Here is a 19,953-nt window from a genome sequence, read left to right on the forward strand (position 1 = left end):
CGTGCCGCCCTCCCAGCCCGCGCTCAGCCCGCTCAAGGTCACCCTGGTCCTCGGTGCCTTCGTCGCGCTCGGCCCGCTGACCATCGACCTGTACCTGCCGGCGCTGCCCACCATCGCCAGCGACCTGATGACCACCGACGCCGCGGTGCAGCTCACCCTGACCGGCACGTTCGCCGGCCTCGCGCTCGGCCAGCTCGTCCTCGGCCCGCTCTCCGACGCCGTCGGCCGGCGCAAGCCGCTGCTGGCCGGCACCGCGCTGCACGTGCTGGCCTCGCTGCTCATCCTCGTCGCGCCGACGGTGGAGGTCCTCGGCGCGCTGCGGGTGCTGCAGGGCATCGGGTCGGCCGCCGGCGCCGTGGTCGCCCTCGCCGTCGTCCGGGACCTGTACTCCGGCCGGGCCGCGGCCAGCCTGCTGTCCCGGCTGTTCCTGGTCATCGGCGTCGCCCCGGTGCTCGCGCCCACCCTGGGCGGGGAGCTGCTGCGGTTCACCTCCTGGCGGGGGCTGTTCGTCGCGCTGGCCCTCATCGGCACCGCCTCGCTGGTCGCGGTCGCCCTCACGCTGCCCGAGACGCTGCCGGCCCGGCACCGGCACCCGCTGCGCTTCCGCCGCACCGTCACCGACTACGGCCGGCTGTTCCGCGACCGGGCCTACGTCGGTCTCGTGCTCGTGGCCGGCCTGGTCATCGCCGGGCTGTTCAGCTACGTCTCCGGCGCCTCGTTCGTCTACCAGCAGCAGTTCGGCCTCGACGAGCAGCAGTTCGGCCTGCTGTTCGGCGCCGGGGCGGTCTTCCTGATCGGCACCACCCAGTTCAACCCCGTGCTGCTGCGCCGCACCTCCCCCCAGGTGCTGCTCACCGTCGCGGTGCTCGCCGGGCTGGTCTCGGCCACCCTCCTGGTGGTCACCGCCGCCACCGGGTTCGGCGGCCTGTTCGGCGTCGCCGTCCCGCTGTGGCTGGTGCTGGCCAGCGCCGGGCTCGGCATGCCCAACGCCCCCGCCCTCGCGCTGTCCCGGCACGGCGAGGCCGCCGGCACCGCCGCCGCGCTGCTGGGTGCGGTGCAGTTCGGCGTCGGCGCCGCCGTCTCCCCGGTCGTCGGCCTGCTCGGCAACGACGCCCTCGCGCTCGGGTCGGTCATCCTGGCTGCCGCGGCGCTGGCGGTGCTGGTGCTGTTCCTGGTCGTGCGGCCCAGGTCCCTGCCCGACGTCGACGAGCCCGCCGTGGTGCAGGAGGCGGAGGTCCCTGGCGTGATCGCCCGGTAGCGGTCACCATGGCGGTGACATGAGCCACCGGGCAGCGTTGCCTCGGGTGACCGCGTGACCGCGGTCAACCCGTGGCTCGCGCTGCCCGACGGCGCCCCGGGGCCGCTGCTGACCCGTCGCCTGCGCGCCGCGCACGAGGCGCTGGTCACCCGCGGCGGGCCCCCGCGCGCCGGCCAGGACGTCCGCGCCGTCGTCTGGGACTCCTGGCGGCGCAGCCTGGGCAGCGGTGTCGATCCCGACGCCGGGGCCGCGCCGGTCGACCTGCTCGACGACGACCTGGTCAGCTACCGCGACGCCCACCCGCTGGCCGCCGTCATGCCGGTCATCCGCCGGCTGCTGGTCGCCGACGCCGAGGTGGACAAGATGATCGTCGCGGTCGCCGACGCCGCCGGCCGCATCCTCTGGGTCGAGGGCGACCGGCGGCTGCGCAGCCAGGCCGAGGGCATGCACTTCGTCGCCGGGTCCCGCTGGAGCGAGGACGTCGTCGGCACCAACGCCCCGGGCACCGCGCTGGCCCTGGACACCCCGGTGCAGATCTACGGCAGCGAGCACTACAGCCGCACCGTGCAGCCCTGGAGCTGCTCGGCCGCTCCCGTGCACCACCCGGTCACCGGCCAGCTGCTCGGCGCCATCGACGTCACCGGCGGCGACCACGTCGCCAGCCCCGCCGTGCTCACCCTGGTGCGGGCCACCGTGGCCGCCGCGGAGTCCGAGCTGCGCTGGCTGCACCGGGAGCAGCTCGCCACCCCTGCCCCGGCCCCGCCGCGGCCCCGCCCGGCGAGCCCGCTGCTGGAGGTCCTCGGCCGCGACCGCGCCCGGCTGGTCACCCCCGACGGGCCGGTCGAGCTCTCCCTCCGGCACTCCGAGCTGGTCCTGCTGCTGGCCGAGGCCGCGCACTCCGGCGGTGGCCGCACCGCCGAGCAGCTGGCCATCGAGGTGCACGGCGGGGACGCCGCCCCGGTCACCGTGCGGGCCGAGCTCTCCCGGCTGCGCAAGCTGCTCGGCGACGAGCTGCTCGCCTCGCGCCCCTACCGGCTCACCGCGCCGCTGGACACCGACCTCGACCAGGTCCGCCGGCTGCTGGCCCGCGGCCAGGTCGCCACCGCCCTCGACCGCTACACCGGGCCCGTCCTGCCCCGCTCCGACGCGCCCGGCGTGCGGGCCGCCCGGGCCCGGCTGGCCGGGTCGCTGCGCGCCGCCGTGCTGCGCAGCCCCCGCCCCGACCTCCTGCTGCGCTGGAGCCGGCTCCCCGAGGCGGTCGACGACCCCGCCGTCTGGCAGGCGCTGCTGGACGTGCTGCCGGTCAGCTCGCCGCGCCGGGCGGCCGCGGCCAACCACCTGCTCCGGCTGCGCCGCGCCCCCCGCCGCCCCTGACGCCCGCCCGGCCGCGCTGGCATGCTCGGGCCACGTGACCGCCACCGCGACCCGCCCGACGGCCACCCGCCGGGCCGCCCTGGCCATCGCGGTGCTCGGCTGCGGTGCCTTCGGCATCGGCATCAGCGAGTTCGTCGTCATGGGTCTGCTGCCCGAGATCGCCCGCGGGGTGGACGTCGACATCCCCACCGCCGGGCACGTGGTGTCGGCCTACGCCTTCGGGGTCGTCGTCGGCGCCCCGGTCATCGCGGCCACCGCCGCCCGGCTGCCCCGCAAGGGCCTGCTCGTCGGGCTGCTCGCCGCCTTCCTGGCCGGCACGGTGCTCACCGCGGTCGCACCCGGTTACGGCACCCTGCTCGCCGCCCGGTTCGTCGCGGGCCTGCCGCACGGCGCCTACTTCGGCGTCGCGTCCCTGGTCGCGGCCTCGCTGGTGGCCCCGGAGGCCAAGGGGCGGGCGGTCAGCTCGGTGATGCTCGGGCTCTCGGCCGCCACGCTGGCCGGGGTACCCGCGGCCACCTGGCTGGGGCAGCACCTGGGCTGGCGGACGGCGTTCGTGGCGGTGCTCGCCGTCGCCGTCCTCACCCTGCTCGCGGTGCTGGCCGTCGTGCCGCGGACGCCGGGCAACCCGCGGGCGACCGTGCGCTCCGAGCTCGGGGCACTGCGCCGGCCGCAGGTCTGGCTGACCCTCGGCGTCGCCGTCGTCGGGTTCGGCGGGTTCTTCGCCCTGTACGCCTACATCGCGCCGCTGACCACCGAGGTCGCCGGTGCCCCAGCCGGGTTCGTGCCGCTGGTGCTGCTGGCGTTCGGCGTCGGCGGGGTGCTGGGCACCGTGCTCGGCGGGAAGCTCGCCGACGTCGCACTGTTCCGCTCGCTGGTCTGGTCGATGGCCGCCACCGGCGTCCTGCTCGGCGCGGTGTACGTGGGCTCGCGGTCGGTGGTGTCGCTGGTCGCGCTGGCCCTCTGCACCACGGTCGTCACGTCGGTGCTGGTGGTGACGCTGCAGCTGCGGCTCATGGAGGTCGCCCGCGAGGCCGAGCTGCTGGGCGCCGCGCTCAACCACTCCGCGCTCAACGCGGCCAACGGTCTGGGGGCGCTGCTGGGCGGCTGGGTGATCGCCTCCGGGTGGGGCTACCGGTCCACCGCGCTGGTCGGCGTCGTCCTCGCCGTCCTCGGGCTGGGCGTGCTGGCCTGGTCGGCGGTGCTGCGGCGCCGCGAGCTGCGCTGACGTCTGCAACCCGCTGCAACGTTGCAGCCTCTCGGATCTGCGGACCTCTCCTCGCCACTGCCCCGCACCTGCGGGTCCTGGCCGCCTCTCGATCCGCACCGTCGGACGGCGGCACCGGGCGCCGCGAGGTAAGCGTGGCCTAAGAAGTGTGTCCGTCGGCACACTCGCTGCAGGTGGCGGGAGACCGCCGTCACACGACCCTGCAACGAGGCGGAGGACATGACGCAGATCAACGTGCGGGTCGACGGGGCGTCCTACTCGGACGACGTCGAACCCAGGACACTCCTGGTCCACTACCTGCGGGAGCAGCTCGGCAAGGTCGGCACCGTGGTCGGCTGCGACACCAGCAACTGCGGCGCCTGCACCGTCCACCTGGACGGCGAGAGCGTGAAGTCCTGCACCGTGCTGGCCGTGCAGGCCGACGGCAGCGAGGTCACCACCATCGAGGGCATCGCCGAGGGCGGCGAGCTGCACCCGATGCAGAAGGCCTTCCACGAGAAGCACGGGCTGCAGTGCGGCTACTGCACCCCCGGGATGATCATGGCCTCGATCGACCTGCTCAAGAACAACCCGGACCCCAGCGAGTCCGAGATCCGTGAGGGCATCGAGGGCAACCTCTGCCGCTGCACGGGCTACGTGAACATCGTCCGCGCGGTGCAGCAGGCCGCCGGCGAGATGAGCAGCACGGCAGGAGCGCAGGCATGACCCTCACCGACGAGCCCACCACCGCCGAGGCGCCGGCCAAGGAGGTCGGCAACGCCCGCCTCCGCAAGGAGGACGCCCGGCTGATCACCGGCAAGACCACCTGGACCGACAACATGGTCCTGCCGGGGATGCTGCACATGGCGTTCCTGCGCTCCCCGGTCGCGCACGCCACGATCAGCCACCTCGACGTCAGCGCCGCCAAGGACCGCCCGAACGTCGTCGCGGTCTTCACCGGGCAGGACTTCAAGGACGAGCAGGGCACCATCCCCTGCGCCTGGCCGGTCACCCCCGACATGGTCAACCCCGGGCACCCCTCGATCGCGGTCGACACCGTCAACCACGTCGGCGAGGCCGTGGCCATCGTGGTGGCCCGCACCCGCACCGCCGCGGTGGACGCCGTCGAGGCCATCGACGTCGACTACGAGAACCTCCCGGTCGTGCTGGACATGGAGGAGGCGGTCAAGGACGGCGCCGACCTGGTGCACGCCTCGACGTCGTCCAACACCAGCTACCACTTCGTCTTCGACGCCGGCGAGGCCGGCACCGGCAGCGACACCGAGGCCGCCTTCCGCGACGCCGAGGTCACCGTCTCCCGCCGCTTCGTGCAGCAGCGCCTCATCCCGGCGTTCATGGAGCCGCGCTCGGCCGTCGTCGGCGTGCAGGGCGACAACTTCACCCTGTGGTCGGCCACCCAGATCCCGCACATCCTGCGGGTGATGGGCGCGCTGACCACCGGCATCCCCGAGCACAAGCTGCGCGTGGTGGCCCCCGACGTTGGCGGCGGCTTCGGCGGCAAGCTGCAGGTCTGCCCCGAGGAGATCCTGGCGCTGCTGGTCGCCCGCCGGTTGGGCAAGCCGGTCAAGTGGACCGAGACCCGCTCGGAGTCCCTGATGACCGCCCACCACGGGCGCGACCAGATCCAGTACATCGACGTCGCGGCCAGGAAGGACGGCACCGTCACCGGCCTGCGCGTGCGGCTGCTGGCCGACATGGGTGCCTACCTGCGGCTGATCACCCCCGGCGTCCCGGCGCTGGGTGCGTTCATGTTCCCCGGCATCTACAAGTTCCCGGCCTATCGCTTCGAGTGCGACGGCGTGTTCACCAACAAGGTGCCCACCGACGCCTACCGCGGCGCCGGCCGGCCCGAGGCCACCTTCGCCATCGAGCGGATCATGGACGAGCTCGCCGTCGAGCTGGACATGGACCCGATGGAGCTCCGCCGCAAGAACTGGATCGGGGCGGAGGAGTTCCCCTTCACCACGGTCGCGGGTCTCGAGTACGACTCCGGTGACTACGAGCAGGCCACCCAGGCCGCGCTCGAGCTGCTCGGCTACGACGAGCTGCGCGCCGAGCAGAAGCAGCGCCGCGAGTCGGGCGACCCGGTGCAGCTGGGCATCGGCATCTCGACGTTCACCGAGATGTGCGGCCTGGCGCCCTCCCGGGTGCTGGGGTCGCTCAGCTTCGGCGCCGGCGGCTGGGAGCAGGCCTCCATCCGGATGCTGCCCACCGGCAAGGTCGAGGTCGTCACCGGCTCCACCCCGCACGGCCAGGGCCACGAGACGGCCTGGAGCCAGATCGTCGCCGACGAGCTGGGCGTGCCGTTCGAGGACGTCGAGGTGCTGCACGGCGACACCGCCATCTCCAGCCGCGGCCTGGACACCTACGGCTCGCGCTCCCTGGTCGTCGGTGGCACCGCCGTGGTCAAGGCCGCGGAGAAGGTGGTCGCCAAGGCCCGCAAGATCGCCGCGCACCTGCTGGAGGCCAGCGAGGACGACCTGGAGTTCTCCGGCGGCACGTTCTCCGTCAAGGGGACGCCGGGCGCCGGGCTGGGCATCCAGGAGATCGCCCTGGCGATCTTCGCCGCGCACGACTACCCGGAGGGCATCGAGCCCTCCATCGACGCCGAGGCCGCCTTCGACCCGGTCAACTTCTCCTTCCCGCACGGCACCCACCTGTGCGCGATGGAGGTCGACACCGAGACCGGCTTCGTCAAGATCCGCAAGTACGCCTCGGTCGACGACATCGGGACGATCGTCAACCCGATCATCGTCGAGGGCCAGATGCACGGCGGTCTCGCGCAGGGCATCGCGCAGGCCCTGTACGAGGAGGCCATCTACGACGCCGACGGCAACCTGACCACCGGCACGTTCGTGGACTACCTGCTGCCCTCGGCCGCCGACCTGCCGACCTTCCACACCGGCAACACGGTGCACGCGGCGACGTCGAACCCGCTGGGTGCCAAGGGCGTCGGCGAGGCCGGGTGCATCGCCAGCACCCCGGCCGTGGTCAACGCCGCGCTGGACGCCGTCCGGCACCTGGGCGTGTCCGACATCCGGATGCCGCTGACCCCCGAGCGGGTCTGGCGGGCCATCCACCAGGGCGGCGACGGCGGCGACCGCGCCGCCGAGGGCAGCAACGCCTACGGCGGTGCCCGCACCACCGAGTCCGGCATCGAGGAGGCAGCGCAGTGATCCGCGGAAACGACTTCGGAGTGGAGCCATGATCCCCGCATCGTTCGCCTACGCCCGCCCCACCACCGTCGACGAGGCCCTGCAGGCCATCGCCGCCGGCGGGGAGGACGTGAAGATCATGGCCGGTGGGCAGTCGCTCATCCCGGTCATGCGGCTGCGCCTGGCCGCCCCCGAGACGGTCGTCGACCTGACGAAGGTGACCGAGCTGCGCGGCGTCCGGGAGGACGGCGACTCGCTGGTCATCGGGGCGATGACCACCCACTCGGACATCCTCCGCGACCCGCTGGTCGCCCGGTACGGGAAGCTGATCGCCGAGGCGACCGAGACGGTGGCCGACCCCGCCGTCCGGCACCGGGGCACCTTCGGCGGCGCCCTGGCGCACGCCGACCCGGCCGGTGACCTGCCGGCGGTGGCCCTGGCGCTGGACGCCGAGTTCGTCATCGCCGGTCCCGGCGGTGCGCGGCGCTCGGTGCCGGCCTCGGCGTTCTTCGTCGACTACCTGACGACGGCGCTGGAGGAGGGTGAGCTGCTCGTCGAGGTGCGGGTGCCCAAGCTGGGCGAGGGCTGGGGGGTGCGGTACGAGAAGTTCAACCGCGTCGCCCAGGCCTGGTCGATCGTGGCGGTGGCCGCGGCCGTCCGGCGCGAGGGCTCGACCATCGCCGAGGCCCGCATCGGGCTGACCAACATGGGCTCCACCCCGCTGCGGGCGACCGCGACGGAGCAGGCCCTGGTCGGTGCCGACGTCAGCCTCGAGACGGTCACCGCGGCGGCCGCCCAGGCCGCCGAGGGCACCGAGCCCAGCAGTGACCTCAACGCCCAGGCCGACTACCGGCAGCACCTCGCCCGGGTGCTCACCGGACGAGCGGTGCGGGCAGCCGCCGGGCTGTAGCGTCCGTCTCAAGCAGTTCACGGCCGACCCGCCCCGCCCGGGCGGGTCGGCCGCCCCACCTACGGAGGTCCCACCCGTGCAGTTGGAGAACTCGTTCCTCGTCCCCGTCCCCGTCGACGACGCGTGGAAGGTGCTGCTCGACATCGAGCGGATCGCGCCGTGCATGCCCGGCGCAGCGCTCGACAGCGTGGAGGGCGACGACTTCACCGGCCGGGTCAAGGTCAAGCTCGGCCCGATCAACCTGACCTACGCCGGCAAGGCGTCCTTCATCGAGAAGGACGAGGCCGCGCACAAGGCCGTCATCGACGCCCGCGGCAAGGACCAGCGCGGCAACGGCACCGCCGCCGCCGTGGTCACCGCCCAGCTCAAGAGCGAGGGCGACTCGACCCGCGTCGACGTCCTCACCGACCTCAACATCACCGGCCGCCCGGCCCAGTTCGGCCGCGGCGTGATGACCGACGTCGGCAACAAGCTGCTCGGCCAGTTCGCCGACAAGCTCGCCGCCCAGCTCGGCGAGACCGAGGCCCCGGCGCAGGAGCCGACGGTCGAGAGCACCGTCAAGGAGAAGGCCGCCGACGCCGCGGCCACCGCCGCCGGTGCGGTCGGCGAGGTCGCCGAGTCCGTCGCGGGCGTCGACGGCGACACCCCGATCGCCGAGGCCGCCCGCAAGGCCGCCTCCACGACGGTGCAGGCCGCCGACGCCGCCGCCGACAGGGCGGAGGAGGCCAAGAAGGAGGCCGCGAAGCCGGTCGCCGCCACCCCGGCCGCCCGCACGCCGCAGGCCGAGCCGGAGCCCATCGACCTGCTCGACGTCGCCGGCGGTGCGGCGTTCACCCGGTTCGCCAAGCCCGCCGCGATCGGCGTCGGCGCGCTGCTGCTGGTCGCCCTCGTCGTCCGCCGCCGCCGGCGGTAGCCCTCCCCGCAGCGTTGATCAGGGGGGTTGGTCGAACTCCCGCTCCCTGCGCCAGATCTGGTGCAGGAGGACGGAGTTCGATCAACCCCCCTGATCGTTGCTGGGCCTAGGGGAGCGCGGCGAGCCAGGTCGTCACGGCGGCGCGGACGGCGGGCGGGTCGGCCTTGAGCGCGTGGTCGCCGCGCACCGCCACCACGGTCGCCGGGTGCTCGCCCAGCTCGGCGACCACCGCGGTCGGCCCGCCGAACGCGTCGCTGTCGCCCTGCACCACCAGCACGGGGACGGCGACCGCGGTCAGCTCGCCCGCCCGGCTCTTCTCCGGCTTGCCCGGCGGGTGCAGCGGGAACGCGAGACACAGCACACCCGCCGCACCCAGGGCCCCCGCCGTCCGGCAGGCCACCCGCGCGCCGGCGCTGCGGCCGCCGAGCACGACCGGGCCGGTGAGCAGGTCGCCGACCGCGCCGTGGATCGCCGTCCAGCCCTCGTCGAGCTTCGGCGGCGCCGCGGCGACGCGCTTGCCGGCCACCCGCCAGGGCTGCTCGACGCGCAGCACCCGCCAGCCCAGCCCGACCGCGGCGTCGGTGGCCGCGAGCAGGTCCGGTGCCTCGATGCCGCCGCCGGCGCCGTGCCCCAGCAGCAGGGTGCCGGCGACGTTCCCCACCGGGTCGTCGACGGTCACCCGGGCGGGGCCGAGCGGGGTGTCGACGTCCCGGGTGGTCACGCCGGGCGGCGCTGCAGCGGCGGCAGGGCGAACCCGTCCGCGACGTGCGCGGCGAGCTCGAGGTACGCGGTGCGGGCAGGTGCGCCCACCCGGTCGAGGTCGATGAGCCCGCCGGTGACCAGGTGCGGGTCGTAGGGGATCTCGACCACCGCGCGGCACCGGGCGGCGAAGTGGTCGCGCACCATGCCCATGTCGACGTCGCCGGTGTTGGGCCGGACGCTGGAGATCACCGCGACGGAGCGCGCGACGAGCTCCTCGTGGCCGTGCGCGATCAGCCAGTCCAGGGTCTTGCTCGCCCGGCTGGCGCCGTCGACCGAGGGCGCGCCGACGACGACCAGCGAGTCGGCGATGGCCAGCGTCCCGGACATCGCCGAGTGCAGCAGGCCGGTGCCGGAGTCGGTGAGGATGATGTTGAAGTACCGCGCCAGGATGTCGGCGACGGTCGTGTACTCCTCCTCGCTGAAGGCCTCCGACAGCGCCGGGTCCTGGTCGCTGGCCAGCACCTGCAGCCGCCCGGCCAGCGACGTGAACGCCGAGACGTCGGTGAAGGAGCGGATGCGGTCCTTGGCTGCGAGCAGGTCGCGCACGGTCACGTCGGTGACGTTGGTGAGCCGCTCGGCCAGGGTCCCGGCGTCGGGGTTGGCGTCGACGGCGACCACCCGGTCACCGCGGTGGTGGGCCAGGGTCAGCCCGAGGCAGCAGGTGGTGGTGGTCTTGCCGATGCCGCCCTTGAGCGAGACGACGGCGATGCGGTTGGAGCCGCGCACCGGCGTGGTCACCCGCTGCACCATCGCCCGGTGCTCGATCTCGGCCTGCGACAGCCCGGGGTTGTAGCTGCCACCGGTGGCCTTGTGCACGAACCGGCGCCAACCCCGGGTGGGGGCCTCGGGCGCCTGGCGCAGCAGGGACTGCGAGGTCAGCGACGGCGGAGGAGTCGCCGGACCACCGCCCGGACCGCCCTGTGCACCACCCTGCGGCGTCCAGGACGTGCTGCCCTGGCTGCCCCACCCGCCCGAGGGCTGCTGCCCCCACTGCTGCGGCTGCTGCGGGGCCTGCTGGGCGGGTGCCTGCTGGGTAGGTGCCTGCTGGGCAGGTGCCTGCTGGGCGGGCGGCTGCGGGGTCTGCTGCTGCTCCCACGGGCGGGCACCCGGCGGCGGCTCCCAGGCCCGGGGCTGCTCGGCCGGTGCCTGCCGGGCCTGGCCGCCCTGCTGGTCCCAGGACCGGTTGTCCCAGCTCTGCTGCTCCCACGTCGGGGGCTGCCCGACCGGCTGGTCGGCCGGCCGCCAGCTCGGCTCGCCACCCTGGTCGGCGGGCTGCGAGGGGGCCGGCGCGGGCTCGGCGGCCTGCCGGGCCTGGGCCTCCTGCTGCCAGGACGGCGGCTGCTGCCACGACGCGATGTGCTCGGCGGACTGCTGGTCCCAGGGCCGCTGGTCCTCGGGGACGTTGGGCTGCTGCGCCGTCTGCTCCCAGGACCCCGCGCCGCCGTCCAGGCGGATCTCCCGGGTGCCGCCCTCGGGCGCCGGGCCCGACCAGCTGTCCAGCGCGGCCTGCCAGCGGTCGCCGTCGGTGCGGCGGCGCGCCTCGTCCGACGGCACCCCGGTGTCGGCGGGCGACCCCTCGGCGGGTGCGTCGGCGGGGTCGGTCGGGCGGTCTGGCACGGATGGCCCCCATCGGGAGTCTGGGACGGAACCTGCAGGCCGGGGCCACGCTAGTGCAGGGTTGTGGCCCCGGCTCGTCCGATCACCCCTGCGGGGGCAGTGCCAGCAGCCCGCGGACGACCTCGACGAGGTCGGCGCCGCTGACGTGCGGTTCGTCGAGCACCGGGGCGTGGCGACGCTCGGCCCGGGCGGCCCAGCCACCGGTCAGCCCGGCCCGCTGCGCGCCGTGCACGTCCCAGCCGTGGACGGCGACCAGGGCCAGGTCGGCCGGGACGACGTCGCAGACCCCCGCCGCCCACAGGTAGACCTCGGGCGCCGGCTTCCACGCCCGGATCGCCTGCGAGGACAGGGACCGCTCGACGAGGTGGTCCACCCCGCCCCGGGCGAGCCCGGCCTCGGCGACGCCGGGACCGCCGTGCGTGAGGGTGACGGCCCGGACGCCGGCCCCGGCCAGCAGATCGAGGGCGGGCCGGACGTCGGGGTGCGGCGCCAGGTCGCCGAACACGTCGGCCACCGCCGAGCGGGCCTCGTCGTCCAGGTCGGTCAGCTGGGCGAGTGCGGCGTCGAAGGAGTCGCGGAAGGAGCACCACGCCCCGGTCAGGGTGGCGGCGAACCCGGTGCCCAGGGTGCGGCCGAAGACGGTGCCGAAGAGCTCGGCGGGCACGCCGCGGTCGGCGAGCGCCGCGGCCACCGGCCCGACGTCGAGCAGCGTCTCCACGACGTCGAAGGCGACGACGGCCGGCCGGGTGCGGGTCACCGGTCGTCCTCCTCCCGCCGCCGGTCGGCCTCCAGGATGCGGTCGGCCGCGCTGCGGTCGGGCTCGACGTCGCCCTGGGTGATCTTCTCCTTCACCGCGCGGTAGACGAACCAGGCGACGACCAGCACGACGGCGGCGTAGATGACGTAGTCGAAGTACTGCAGGTAGTCGTTCACCACGTCGCCCAGGGCCACGCCCAGGCCGATGAGCAGCGAGTTCCAGATCAGCGACCCGGCGGTCGTGTAGGCCAGGAACTGCGCCCACGGCATCTTGACCACCCCGGCGGGCACCGACACGAAGCTGCGCACGATCGGCACCATGCGGCCGAAGAACACCGCCGGCCGGCCGTGCCGCTCGAACCACTCGAAGGTGCGGTCGACGTCCTCGGTCTTGACCAGCGGCAGCCGGTCCAGGAAGGCGTGCGACCGGCGCGGGCCCAGCGAGCGGCCGACCTGGTAGAGCACGGCCGCGCCGAGCACCGACCCCAGGGTGGCGAAGAGGATCACCGGGACCAGCGCCATGCGCCCGTCGTTGATGAGCACCCCGGCGGCGCTGAGCACGACCTCGCTGGGGATGGGCGGGACGACCGTCTCGATGAAGATGGTCATCCCCACGCCCACCGGGCCCAGGGTCTCGATCAGGTCGAGCAGGAACCCGGTGATGCCACCCTGGTCGGACGAGGTCGCGGCGAGGACGGACATGCGCCCACGGTATCGGCGGCTAGCGTCCGGGGGCATGGCGCACCGATTCACCGCCCGGGCCGTCGTCGTCGGCGACCGGGCCGGCACCGTCGTCCCCGATGCCGTGCTCGACGTCGAGGACGGGCTGATCAGCTGGGTCGGGCCCGCCGGCGAGGCGCCCGCGTCGGACGCCGAGGGGACCCGGCTGCCCGGGGTGCTGGTGCCCGGCATGGTGAACACGCACTCGCACGCGCCGATGGTGCTGTTCCGCGGCCAGGGCGAGGGACTGCCGCTGGACCGCTGGCTGCGCGAGGTCATGTGGCCCCGCGAGGCCCGGCTGACCCCCGAGGACATCGAGGTCGCGATGACCGCGGCGTCGGCGGAGATGCTGCGGCACGGCGTCACCACCAGCGTGGAGATGTACTTCCAGCCCGAGCGGCTGGCCGCCGCGGTGCGCACCACCGGTGCCCGGGCGGTGGTGGCCAACCCGCTGATCGGGCTGCCCGGGTTCGGCACCTTCGACGAGCAGCTGGCCACCGCGGTCGGGCTCGCGGCGTCCTCGGACGAGCAGGTGGAGTTCGGCATCGGCCCGCACTCGGCCTACACCGTGCCGCTGCCCGTGCTCCGGGACGCCGGGGCCGCCGCCCGCGAGCACGGCCTGCTGCTCACCGTGCACGTCGCCGAGACCGCCACCGAGGGCGATGACCTGCTCACCGAGCACGGGGTGTCGGTGCCGCAGCTGCTCGCCGCCCACGACGTCCTCGGCGGCCGGGTGATCGGCGCGCACTGCGTGCACATGGACGACGCCGACCTCGAGATCTGGCGGGAGCACGACGTCGCCGTCGCGCACTGCCCGGGCTCCAACACCAAGCTGGCCAGCGGGACGGCGCGCCTGCGCGACATGCTCGACCGCGGCATCCGGGTCGGGATCGGCACCGACGGCCCGGCGTCCAACGACAACCTCGACCTGTTCGAGGACCTCCGGCTGGCCGCGCAGCTGGCCCGCCTGCGGGAGCGCGACGCCCTCGCCCTGACCGCGCCCGAGGCGTTCTGGCTGGCCACGGGCGCGGCGGCCGCGGCGATCGACCGGCCCGACCTCGGTCAGCTGGAGGTGGGCCGCCGGGCCGACCTGGTGCACGTGGACGCCGACGACATCGCCTTCACCCCGGTCGGCGACCTCACCGACCTGGTCACCCACCTGGTCTGGTCGGTCGGCTCGCGGCACGTCCGCGACACCTGGGTCGCCGGCCGCCAGGTCGTCCGCGACGGCGTCTCCACCACCGTGGACGAGGCGGAGCTGCGCGCCCAGGTGCAGGAGCGCGGCCTCCGCCTGGCCCGCGGCTAGGGCGCCAGCGACACCGTCTGGCCGCGGACGACGGTGCGCAGCGTCCCGGGCAGCCGGCGGCGGGCGACCTCCTGGACGACGGTGCCCAGCGGGTCCTTGAACAGGCCGTAGTCGTCGTAGTGCACCGGCACGGTGACCCCGGGCCGCAGCAGCTCGACCAGGTCGGCGCCCTGCCGGCCGTCCATGGTGACCAGGAACGGGCCGAGCTTCGTGCCGCCGAGGTGCGGCACCAGCGCGTCCAGCGGGCCGCACCGCTCCAGCACCTGGGCCAGCGCGGGGCGGAACAGGGTGTCGCCGGTGACGTAGCCGCGCCAGCGCACCTCGCCGTCCCGCACCAGCTCCAGCACGCTGCCCATCACCTGCGGCAGCAGCCGGGCCAGCGGGCCCGGGCCGTGCACGCCGGGCACCGAGGTGACCCGGACGACGACGCCGTCCCGCTCGACGGTGGTGGTCTGCCACGGCCGGAGGTCCTCGGTGGCGGTGAACCCGCGGTCGGCCAGGCAGCGGGAGGCCTCCGGCGTGGTCAGCACCCGCGACGGCTTCGGCAGGCCGCGGGTGGCCCGGCGGTCCCAGTGGTCGCCGTGCATGTGCGAGAGCAGGACGGCGTCGAGCTCGGGCAGGTCGTCGGGCTGCAGGGCCGGGTCGGTGAGCCGCCGGCTGGACAGGCCGTAGCCGAGGCGGGCGCGCTCGCCGCGGTGCAGGAAGTTGGGGTCGGTGAGGAGGGTGACCGGGCCGAGCCGGAGCAGGGTGGTCGCCGTCCCGCCGAAGGTGAGGGTGACGTCGTCGGGGGGCACCCCCGACCCCCTACCCCGCTGCGCGCCGGTCCATGAGTGCCGGCAGCTGCGCGACCAGGCCGGCGCAGGCCGCCTCGACCTGCCGGTACACGGTGGTGAAGCCCTCGGCCCCGCCGCCGTAGGGGTCCGGGACGGACTGGTCCGGCTCGCCGTCGGGGTCGAAGTCGCGCAGCAGCACCACCTGCGGGTGCGGCCGGTCGCCGACCATGTCCAGCAGGTCGTCGCGGTTCGAGCGGTCCATGGCCACCAGCAGGTCGAACTCCCCGACCCGCCGCGCGGTCATCTGCTGTGCGACGTGCCGGCTGGGGTCCAGGCCGTGCTCGGCCAGGACGGCGGCCGACCCGGGGTCCATCGGCCCGCCCACGTGCCAGGGGCCGGTGCCGGCCGAGGTGACGACGACGTCCAGCCCCTCGGCCTCGACCATCCCCCGCAGCACCACCTCGGCGATCGGGGAGCGGCAGATGTTGCCCAGGCAGACCATCGAGACGCGGTAGGGACCGGTAGCCGTGCTCACGAACTCCAGTGTCCCCGTCGCCCCCGACTGGTAGGAAGGACAGGTGGCAGAACCCCGTTCCGTGGACGCGTCGTTCCTGGCCCTCCCGCTGTCCGCGCTCACCGACGCCGCGCTCACCCGCGCCGTCGACCTGGGCTGCGAGCACGCCGACATCCGGGTCGAGCGCATCCGCACCCAGACCATCCGGCTGCGCGACGCCCGGGTCGAGGCAGCCGCCGACGGCGAGGACCTCGGCCTGGCCGTCCGGGTCGTGCACGAGGGCACGTGGGGGTTCGCCGCCGGCGTCGTCCTCACCGCGGCCGAGGCGGTCCGGCTGGCCGAGGAGGCCGTCGCCGTCGCCCAGGTCTCCGCGGCGCTGAACACCGACCGCGTGGAGCTCGCCCCCGAGCCGGCCTACCCCGACGCCGAGTGGGTGTCGGCCTACGACGTCGACCCCTTCGAGGTCCCCGAGGCCGAGAAGACCGGCCTGATGGTCGAGCTGTCCGAGCAGCTGCTGGCCGCCGACGGCGTGGAGCACGTGCAGTCCGACGTCATGCACGTCAAGGAGCAGAAGTACTACGCCGACACCGCCGGCACCCGCACCCGCCAGCAGCGGGTGCGCATCCACCCGACCTTCACCGCGCTCACCGTCGACCGGGTCACCGGCGGGTTCGAGTCGATGCGCACGCTGGCCCCGCCGGCCGGCCGCGGCTGGGAGTACCTCACCGGCACCGGTTGGGACTGGCGCGGCGAGCTGGCCGAGATCCCCGAGCACCTGCGGGAGAGGACCAAGGCGCCCTCGGTCGAGCCGGGCCGCTACGACCTGGTCGTCGACCCCTCCAACCTGTTCCTCACCATCCACGAGTCGATCGGCCACGCCACCGAGCTCGACCGCGCGCTGGGCTACGAGGCCGCCTACGCCGGCACCTCGTTCGCCACCGTCGACAAGCTCGGCAGCCTGCAGTACGGCTCGTCGCTGATGAACGTCACCGGCGACCGCACGGCCGAGCACGGCCTGTCCACCATCGGCTGGGACGACGAGGGCGTCGCCGGCCAGCAGTGGGACATCGTCTCCGACGGCGTGCTGGTCGGGTACCAGGTCGACCGCAACATGGCCCGGCTGCGCGGGATGGGCCGCTCCAACGGCTGCGCATTCGCCGACTCCGCCGGCCACGTGCCGGTGCAGCGGATGGCCAACGTGTCGCTGCAGCCCGCCCCCGACGGGCCGAGCACCGAGGAGATCATCTCCGGCGTCGAGCGCGGCATCTACGTCGTCGGCGACAAGAGCTGGTCGATCGACATGCAGCGCTACAACTTCCAGTTCACCGGTCAGCGGTTCTACCGGATCGAGGGCGGGAAGCTGGCCGGGCAGGTCAAGGACGTCGCCTACCAGGCCACCACCACCGACTTCTGGGGCTCGATGAGCCGGGTCGGCGGCCCGCAGACCTACGTCCTGGGCGGCGCCTTCAACTGCGGCAAGGCCCAGCCGGGGCAGGTCGCCCCGGTCAGCCACGGCTGCCCGAGCGCCCTCTTCGAGGGCACGACCATCCTCAACACGGTGCAGGAGGGCGGCCAGTGAGCGCTCAGTCGAAGTCGCAGACCGGTCAGCAGATCGTCGAGGCCGCGCTCGCCGCCTCCACCGCCGACGGGGCCGTGGCCTACGTCGTCGACAGCTCCGAGGCCAACCTGCGCTGGGCGAGCAACAGCCTGACCACCAACGGCGCGATGCGCTCGCGCCAGGTCGTCGTCATCAGCTTCGTCGACGGCGGCGCCGGCATGGCCGCCGGCACCGTCGCCCGCACCGGGACGCCGGACGTCGCCGAGCTGGTCGCCGCCAGCGAGCAGGCCGCCCGCGACGCCGGGCCCGCCGAGGACGCGGTGCCGCTGATCGGCCCCGGCGACCCGATGGCCCCGGTGTCCACCGGCGACTGGGACGCCGACCCGGCCACGACGTCCATCGAGGTGTTCCGCGACGTCGCCCCGGCGCTGGGCCAGGCCTTCGGGGAGGCCGGCGGGCGCGACGAGCTGCTGTTCGGGTTCGCCGAGCACCAGATGTCCACCACCTGGCTGGGCACCTCCACCGGCCTGCGGCTGCGGCACGACCAGCCCACTGGCCGGGTGGAGCTCAACGGCAAGAGCCGCGACTTCGGCCGCTCCGTGTGGGCCGGCGTCGGCACCCGCGACTTCACCGACGTCTCGATCGAGGCGCTGGCCGCCGACGTGCAGCGCAAGATGGCCTGGTCGCAGCGCCGGGTCGACCTGCCCGCCGGCCGGTACGAGACGCTGCTGCCGCCGTCCGCCGTCAGCGACCTGATGATCTACGCCTACTGGACGATGGAGGCCCGCGACGCCGACGAGGGCCGCAACGTCTACGCCCGGCCCGGGGGCGGCAACCGCATCGGCGACCGCATCTGCGGGCTGCCGCTGACCCTGCGCAGCGACCCGGCCGAGCCGGGCCTGGAGTGCGCGCCGTTCCAGGTGGTCGGCGGGTCCTCCGGGGCGGCGTCGGTGTTCGACAACGGCATGGCCACCCCGGCCACCGACTGGATCTCCGGCGGCGTGCTGACCAACCTCGTCCGGCCGCGGGCGTGGGCGCTGCAGCAGACCGCCCCCGCCGTCGCCGCGCTGGACAACATCGTGCTCAGCGACCCGGGCGCCACCGCGACCACCGACGAGATGATCGCCTCGACGCAGCGCGGCCTGCTGCTGACCACGCTCTGGTACATCCGCGAGGTCGACCCGCAGACGCTGCTGCTCACCGGGCTCACCCGCGACGGCGTCTTCCTGGTCGAGGACGGCGAGGTCACCGGCGCGGTGAACAACTTCCGGTTCAACGAGTCGCCGGTGTCGCTGCTGGGCCGGGCCACCCAGGCCTCGGTCACCGAGCGCACCCTGCCGCGGGAGTGGAACGACTGGTTCACCCGCGCGGCCATGCCGATGCTGCGGGTGCCGGACTTCAACATGAGCTCGGTCTCGCCGGCGAGCTGATCCCGGTCGGGCCCGGCGCGGGGGTGGGTACCCTCGTCGCCGGGCCGTGACTGGCGCACAGGTGGTCCACCACCGGGGAGCGGCTCCGACGTGACCGCCGCGCGCCTGGGCACCGAGCCATCCACGGAGGAGCCCCGATGACCACCACCCCGTCGCCCGAGAGCACCGCCTTCCAGGCCGCGCTGCAGGTGATCGCCGACGTCGAGCCCGCCGTGGCCGCCGCGATCGGCCAGGAGCTGCACGACCAGCGCGAGAGCCTCAAGCTCATCGCCAGCGAGAACTACGCCTCCCCGGCGACGCTGCTGGCGATGGGCAACTGGTTCAGCGACAAGTACGCCGAGGGCACCCCCGGCCGCCGCTTCTACGCCGCCTGCCAGAACGTCGACACCGTCGAGCGGCTCGCCGCCGAGCACGCCCGCGCCCTGTTCGGCGCCGAGTACGCCTACCCGCAGCCGCACTCGGGCATCGACGCGAACCTGGTCGCCTTCTGGGCGATCCTCGCCCACCGCGTGGAGACCCCGGCGCTCGCCGAGGCCGGGGTGAAGAACGTCGACGCGCTCGGCGAGGCCGACTGGGCGAACCTGCGCCGCGCGCTGGGCGACCAGCGGATGCTCGGCATGAGCCTGGACGCCGGTGGCCACCTCACCCACGGCTTCCGGCCGAACATCAGCGGCAAGATGTTCCACCAGGCCAGCTACGGCACCGACCCCGAGACCGGGCTCATCGACTACGCCGCGCTGCGCAAGCAGGCGAACGAGTTCAAGCCGCTGATCCTGGTGGCCGGGTACTCGGCCTACCCGCGGCGGGTCGACTTCGCCGCGATGCGCGAGATCGCCGACGAGGTGGGCGCGACCCTGATGGTCGACATGGCCCACTTCGCCGGGCTGGTCGCGGGCAAGGTGTTCACCGGCGACGAGGACCCGGTGCCGCACGCCCACGTCGTCACCACCACCACGCACAAGTCGTTGCGCGGCCCGCGCGGCGGCATGGTGCTGGCCACCGAGGAGTACGCCCCCTCCATCGACCGCGGCTGCCCGCTGGTGCTCGGTGGCCCGCTGGGCAACGTGATGGCCGCCAAGGCGGTCGCGTTCGCCGAGGCCCGCCGGCCCGACTTCGCCGACTACGCGCAGCGGATCGTGGACAACTCCCGGGCGCTGGCCGAGTCGCTGCTGCGCCGCGGCGTCGTGCTGGTCACCGGCGGCACCGACAACCACCTGGTGCTCGCCGACGTCTCCGGCGTCGGGCTCACCGGCCGGCAGGCCGAGGCGGCCCTGCTGGAGAGCGGCCTGGTCACCAACCGCAACGCGGTGCCGGGCGACCCGAACGGACCCTGGTACACCTCCGGCATCCGGCTGGGCACACCTGCGCTGACCACCCGTGGGCTGGGCACCGCCGAGCTGGCCGAGGTGGGCGACCTGATGGCCGACGTCCTCGAGGCCACCACCGCGGTGGGCGACTCCAAGGTCAAGTTCACCATCGCCGACGGCGTGGCCGAGCGGGTCCGCGCCCGGGCCGCCGAGATCGTTGGCGCGCACCCGCTGTACCCGGGCGTCGAGCTGGTCTGACCCGGGTCCTCCCGCGCAGAAGTCCGGCCCCCTGCACCAGATCTGGTGCAGGGGGCCGGACTTCGATCAACCTCCCTGGTCATCGCTGAGCGGGAGGGGTGGTCCGCCGGCCCGGGG

At 74.4% G+C, this 19,953-nt stretch carries 17 protein-coding genes and 1 riboswitch; of the genes, 11 read left to right on the forward strand and 6 right to left on the reverse strand.

Annotated features, from left to right (window positions below; genetic code table 11):
- Position 1: 1 nt before the first annotated feature.
- The 7 genes from BM158_RS02245 to BM158_RS02275 all read left to right on the forward strand — a co-directional run bounded on the left by BM158_RS02245 (position 2) and on the right by BM158_RS02275 (position 8,835).
- Positions 2-1,258 carry a multidrug effflux MFS transporter gene (locus BM158_RS02245; RefSeq protein WP_091554252.1) on the forward strand — a complete coding sequence of 419 codons (1,257 nt, stop codon included), beginning with the start codon at positions 2-4 and terminating at the stop codon, positions 1,256-1,258.
- Between the two features lie 54 nt (positions 1,259-1,312).
- Positions 1,313-2,632 carry a sigma-54-dependent transcriptional regulator family protein gene (locus tag BM158_RS02250; protein ID WP_091554253.1) on the forward strand — a complete coding sequence of 440 codons (1,320 nt, stop codon included), beginning with the start codon at positions 1,313-1,315 and terminating at the stop codon, positions 2,630-2,632.
- 34 nt (positions 2,633-2,666) lie between these two features.
- Positions 2,667-3,857, forward strand: a complete 1,191-nt coding sequence (locus tag BM158_RS02255; RefSeq protein WP_229827504.1) for an MFS transporter — start codon at positions 2,667-2,669, stop codon at positions 3,855-3,857.
- A 219-nt stretch (positions 3,858-4,076) separates the two neighbouring features.
- Positions 4,077-4,562, forward strand: coding sequence for a (2Fe-2S)-binding protein (locus BM158_RS02260; protein ID WP_091554256.1), 486 nt, complete (start codon positions 4,077-4,079; stop codon positions 4,560-4,562).
- On the forward strand, positions 4,559-7,033 hold the full coding sequence (locus BM158_RS02265) for a xanthine dehydrogenase family protein molybdopterin-binding subunit (RefSeq protein WP_091554259.1): 2,475 nt from the start codon (positions 4,559-4,561) through the stop codon (positions 7,031-7,033). Before BM158_RS02260 ends, BM158_RS02265 begins: the two co-directional genes overlap by 4 nt.
- Before the next feature lie 28 nt (positions 7,034-7,061).
- Positions 7,062-7,922 (forward strand): FAD binding domain-containing protein, encoded by an 861-nt coding sequence (locus BM158_RS02270; protein ID WP_091554263.1) that lies wholly within the window; start codon positions 7,062-7,064, stop codon positions 7,920-7,922.
- Positions 7,923-7,998: 76 nt separating this feature from the next.
- Positions 7,999-8,835: an SRPBCC family protein gene (locus BM158_RS02275; RefSeq protein ID WP_091554265.1), complete on the forward strand. Its 837-nt coding sequence runs from the start codon at positions 7,999-8,001 to the stop codon at positions 8,833-8,835.
- A gap of 106 nt (positions 8,836-8,941) precedes the next feature.
- Here the strand turns inward: BM158_RS02275 and BM158_RS02280 are convergent, their stop codons facing one another.
- The 4 genes from BM158_RS02280 to BM158_RS02295 all read right to left on the reverse strand — a co-directional run bounded on the left by BM158_RS02280 (position 8,942) and on the right by BM158_RS02295 (position 12,672).
- Positions 8,942-9,556: an alpha/beta hydrolase family protein gene (locus tag BM158_RS02280; RefSeq protein WP_091554268.1), complete on the reverse strand. Its 615-nt coding sequence runs from the start codon at positions 9,554-9,556 to the stop codon at positions 8,942-8,944.
- Complete coding sequence (locus BM158_RS02285) at positions 9,553-11,214, reverse strand: MinD/ParA family ATP-binding protein (RefSeq protein ID WP_091554272.1); 1,662 nt, start codon at positions 11,212-11,214, stop codon at positions 9,553-9,555. The genes BM158_RS02280 and BM158_RS02285 overlap by 4 nt, the downstream gene beginning before the upstream one ends.
- A gap of 82 nt (positions 11,215-11,296) precedes the next feature.
- Positions 11,297-11,971, reverse strand: coding sequence for an HAD-IA family hydrolase (locus BM158_RS02290; protein WP_091554276.1), 675 nt, complete (start codon positions 11,969-11,971; stop codon positions 11,297-11,299).
- The gene (locus tag BM158_RS02295; protein WP_091554279.1) at positions 11,968-12,672 is read right to left on the reverse strand and encodes a DedA family protein; all 705 of its coding nucleotides are present in this window, start codon (positions 12,670-12,672) and stop codon (positions 11,968-11,970) included. The genes BM158_RS02290 and BM158_RS02295 overlap by 4 nt, the downstream gene beginning before the upstream one ends.
- 34 nt (positions 12,673-12,706) lie before the next feature.
- On the opposite strand from BM158_RS02295, the gene BM158_RS02300 reads away from it, so the two are divergent.
- Positions 12,707-13,996: an amidohydrolase family protein gene (locus BM158_RS02300; protein ID WP_091554283.1), complete on the forward strand. Its 1,290-nt coding sequence runs from the start codon at positions 12,707-12,709 to the stop codon at positions 13,994-13,996.
- Here the strand turns inward: BM158_RS02300 and BM158_RS02305 are convergent.
- Both BM158_RS02305 and BM158_RS02310 read right to left on the reverse strand, forming a co-directional pair.
- Positions 13,993-14,790, reverse strand: coding sequence for an MBL fold metallo-hydrolase (locus BM158_RS02305; protein WP_091554286.1), 798 nt, complete (start codon positions 14,788-14,790; stop codon positions 13,993-13,995). The two genes, BM158_RS02300 and BM158_RS02305, sit on opposite strands and share 4 nt — an antisense overlap.
- 10 nt (positions 14,791-14,800) lie before the next feature.
- Positions 14,801-15,304 (reverse strand): low molecular weight protein-tyrosine-phosphatase, encoded by a 504-nt coding sequence (locus tag BM158_RS02310; protein WP_207506110.1) that lies wholly within the window; start codon positions 15,302-15,304, stop codon positions 14,801-14,803.
- A gap of 43 nt (positions 15,305-15,347) precedes the next feature.
- Between BM158_RS02310 and BM158_RS02315 the strand changes: the two genes are divergently transcribed.
- The 3 genes from BM158_RS02315 (at position 15,348) to BM158_RS02325 (ending at position 19,836) form a co-directional block, all read left to right on the forward strand.
- The gene (locus tag BM158_RS02315) at positions 15,348-16,862 is read left to right on the forward strand and encodes a TldD/PmbA family protein (protein ID WP_091554290.1); all 1,515 of its coding nucleotides are present in this window, start codon (positions 15,348-15,350) and stop codon (positions 16,860-16,862) included.
- The gene (locus BM158_RS02320; RefSeq protein WP_091554294.1) at positions 16,859-18,271 is read left to right on the forward strand and encodes a metallopeptidase TldD-related protein; all 1,413 of its coding nucleotides are present in this window, start codon (positions 16,859-16,861) and stop codon (positions 18,269-18,271) included. Before BM158_RS02315 ends, BM158_RS02320 begins: the two co-directional genes overlap by 4 nt.
- A gap of 36 nt (positions 18,272-18,307) precedes the next feature.
- A riboswitch (ZMP/ZTP riboswitch) is annotated at positions 18,308-18,389 on the forward strand.
- 19 nt (positions 18,390-18,408) lie between these two features.
- Positions 18,409-19,836 carry a glycine hydroxymethyltransferase gene (locus tag BM158_RS02325; protein ID WP_091554298.1) on the forward strand — a complete coding sequence of 476 codons (1,428 nt, stop codon included), beginning with the start codon at positions 18,409-18,411 and terminating at the stop codon, positions 19,834-19,836.
- Positions 19,837-19,953: the final 117 nt, after the last annotated feature.

It is taken from the genome of Klenkia taihuensis (genome assembly GCF_900112525.1).
GTDB lineage: Bacteria > Actinomycetota > Actinomycetes > Mycobacteriales > Geodermatophilaceae > Klenkia > Klenkia taihuensis.

Bases quoted from the DNA above. Each gene is read 5' to 3' on its own strand.
- BM158_RS02260 (WP_091554256.1), top strand. From the start codon at position 4,077: ATGACGCAGATCAACGTGCGGGTCGACGGGGCGTCCTACTCGGACGAC.
- BM158_RS02265 (WP_091554259.1), top strand. From the start codon at position 4,559: ATGACCCTCACCGACGAGCCCACCACCGCCGAGGCGCCGGCCAAGGAG.
- BM158_RS02270 (WP_091554263.1), top strand. From the start codon at position 7,062: ATGATCCCCGCATCGTTCGCCTACGCCCGCCCCACCACCGTCGACGAG.
- BM158_RS02295 (WP_091554279.1), bottom strand. From the start codon at position 12,672: ATGTCCGTCCTCGCCGCGACCTCGTCCGACCAGGGTGGCATCACCGGG.
- BM158_RS02300 (WP_091554283.1), top strand. From the start codon at position 12,707: ATGGCGCACCGATTCACCGCCCGGGCCGTCGTCGTCGGCGACCGGGCC.
- BM158_RS02325 (WP_091554298.1), top strand. From the start codon at position 18,409: ATGACCACCACCCCGTCGCCCGAGAGCACCGCCTTCCAGGCCGCGCTG.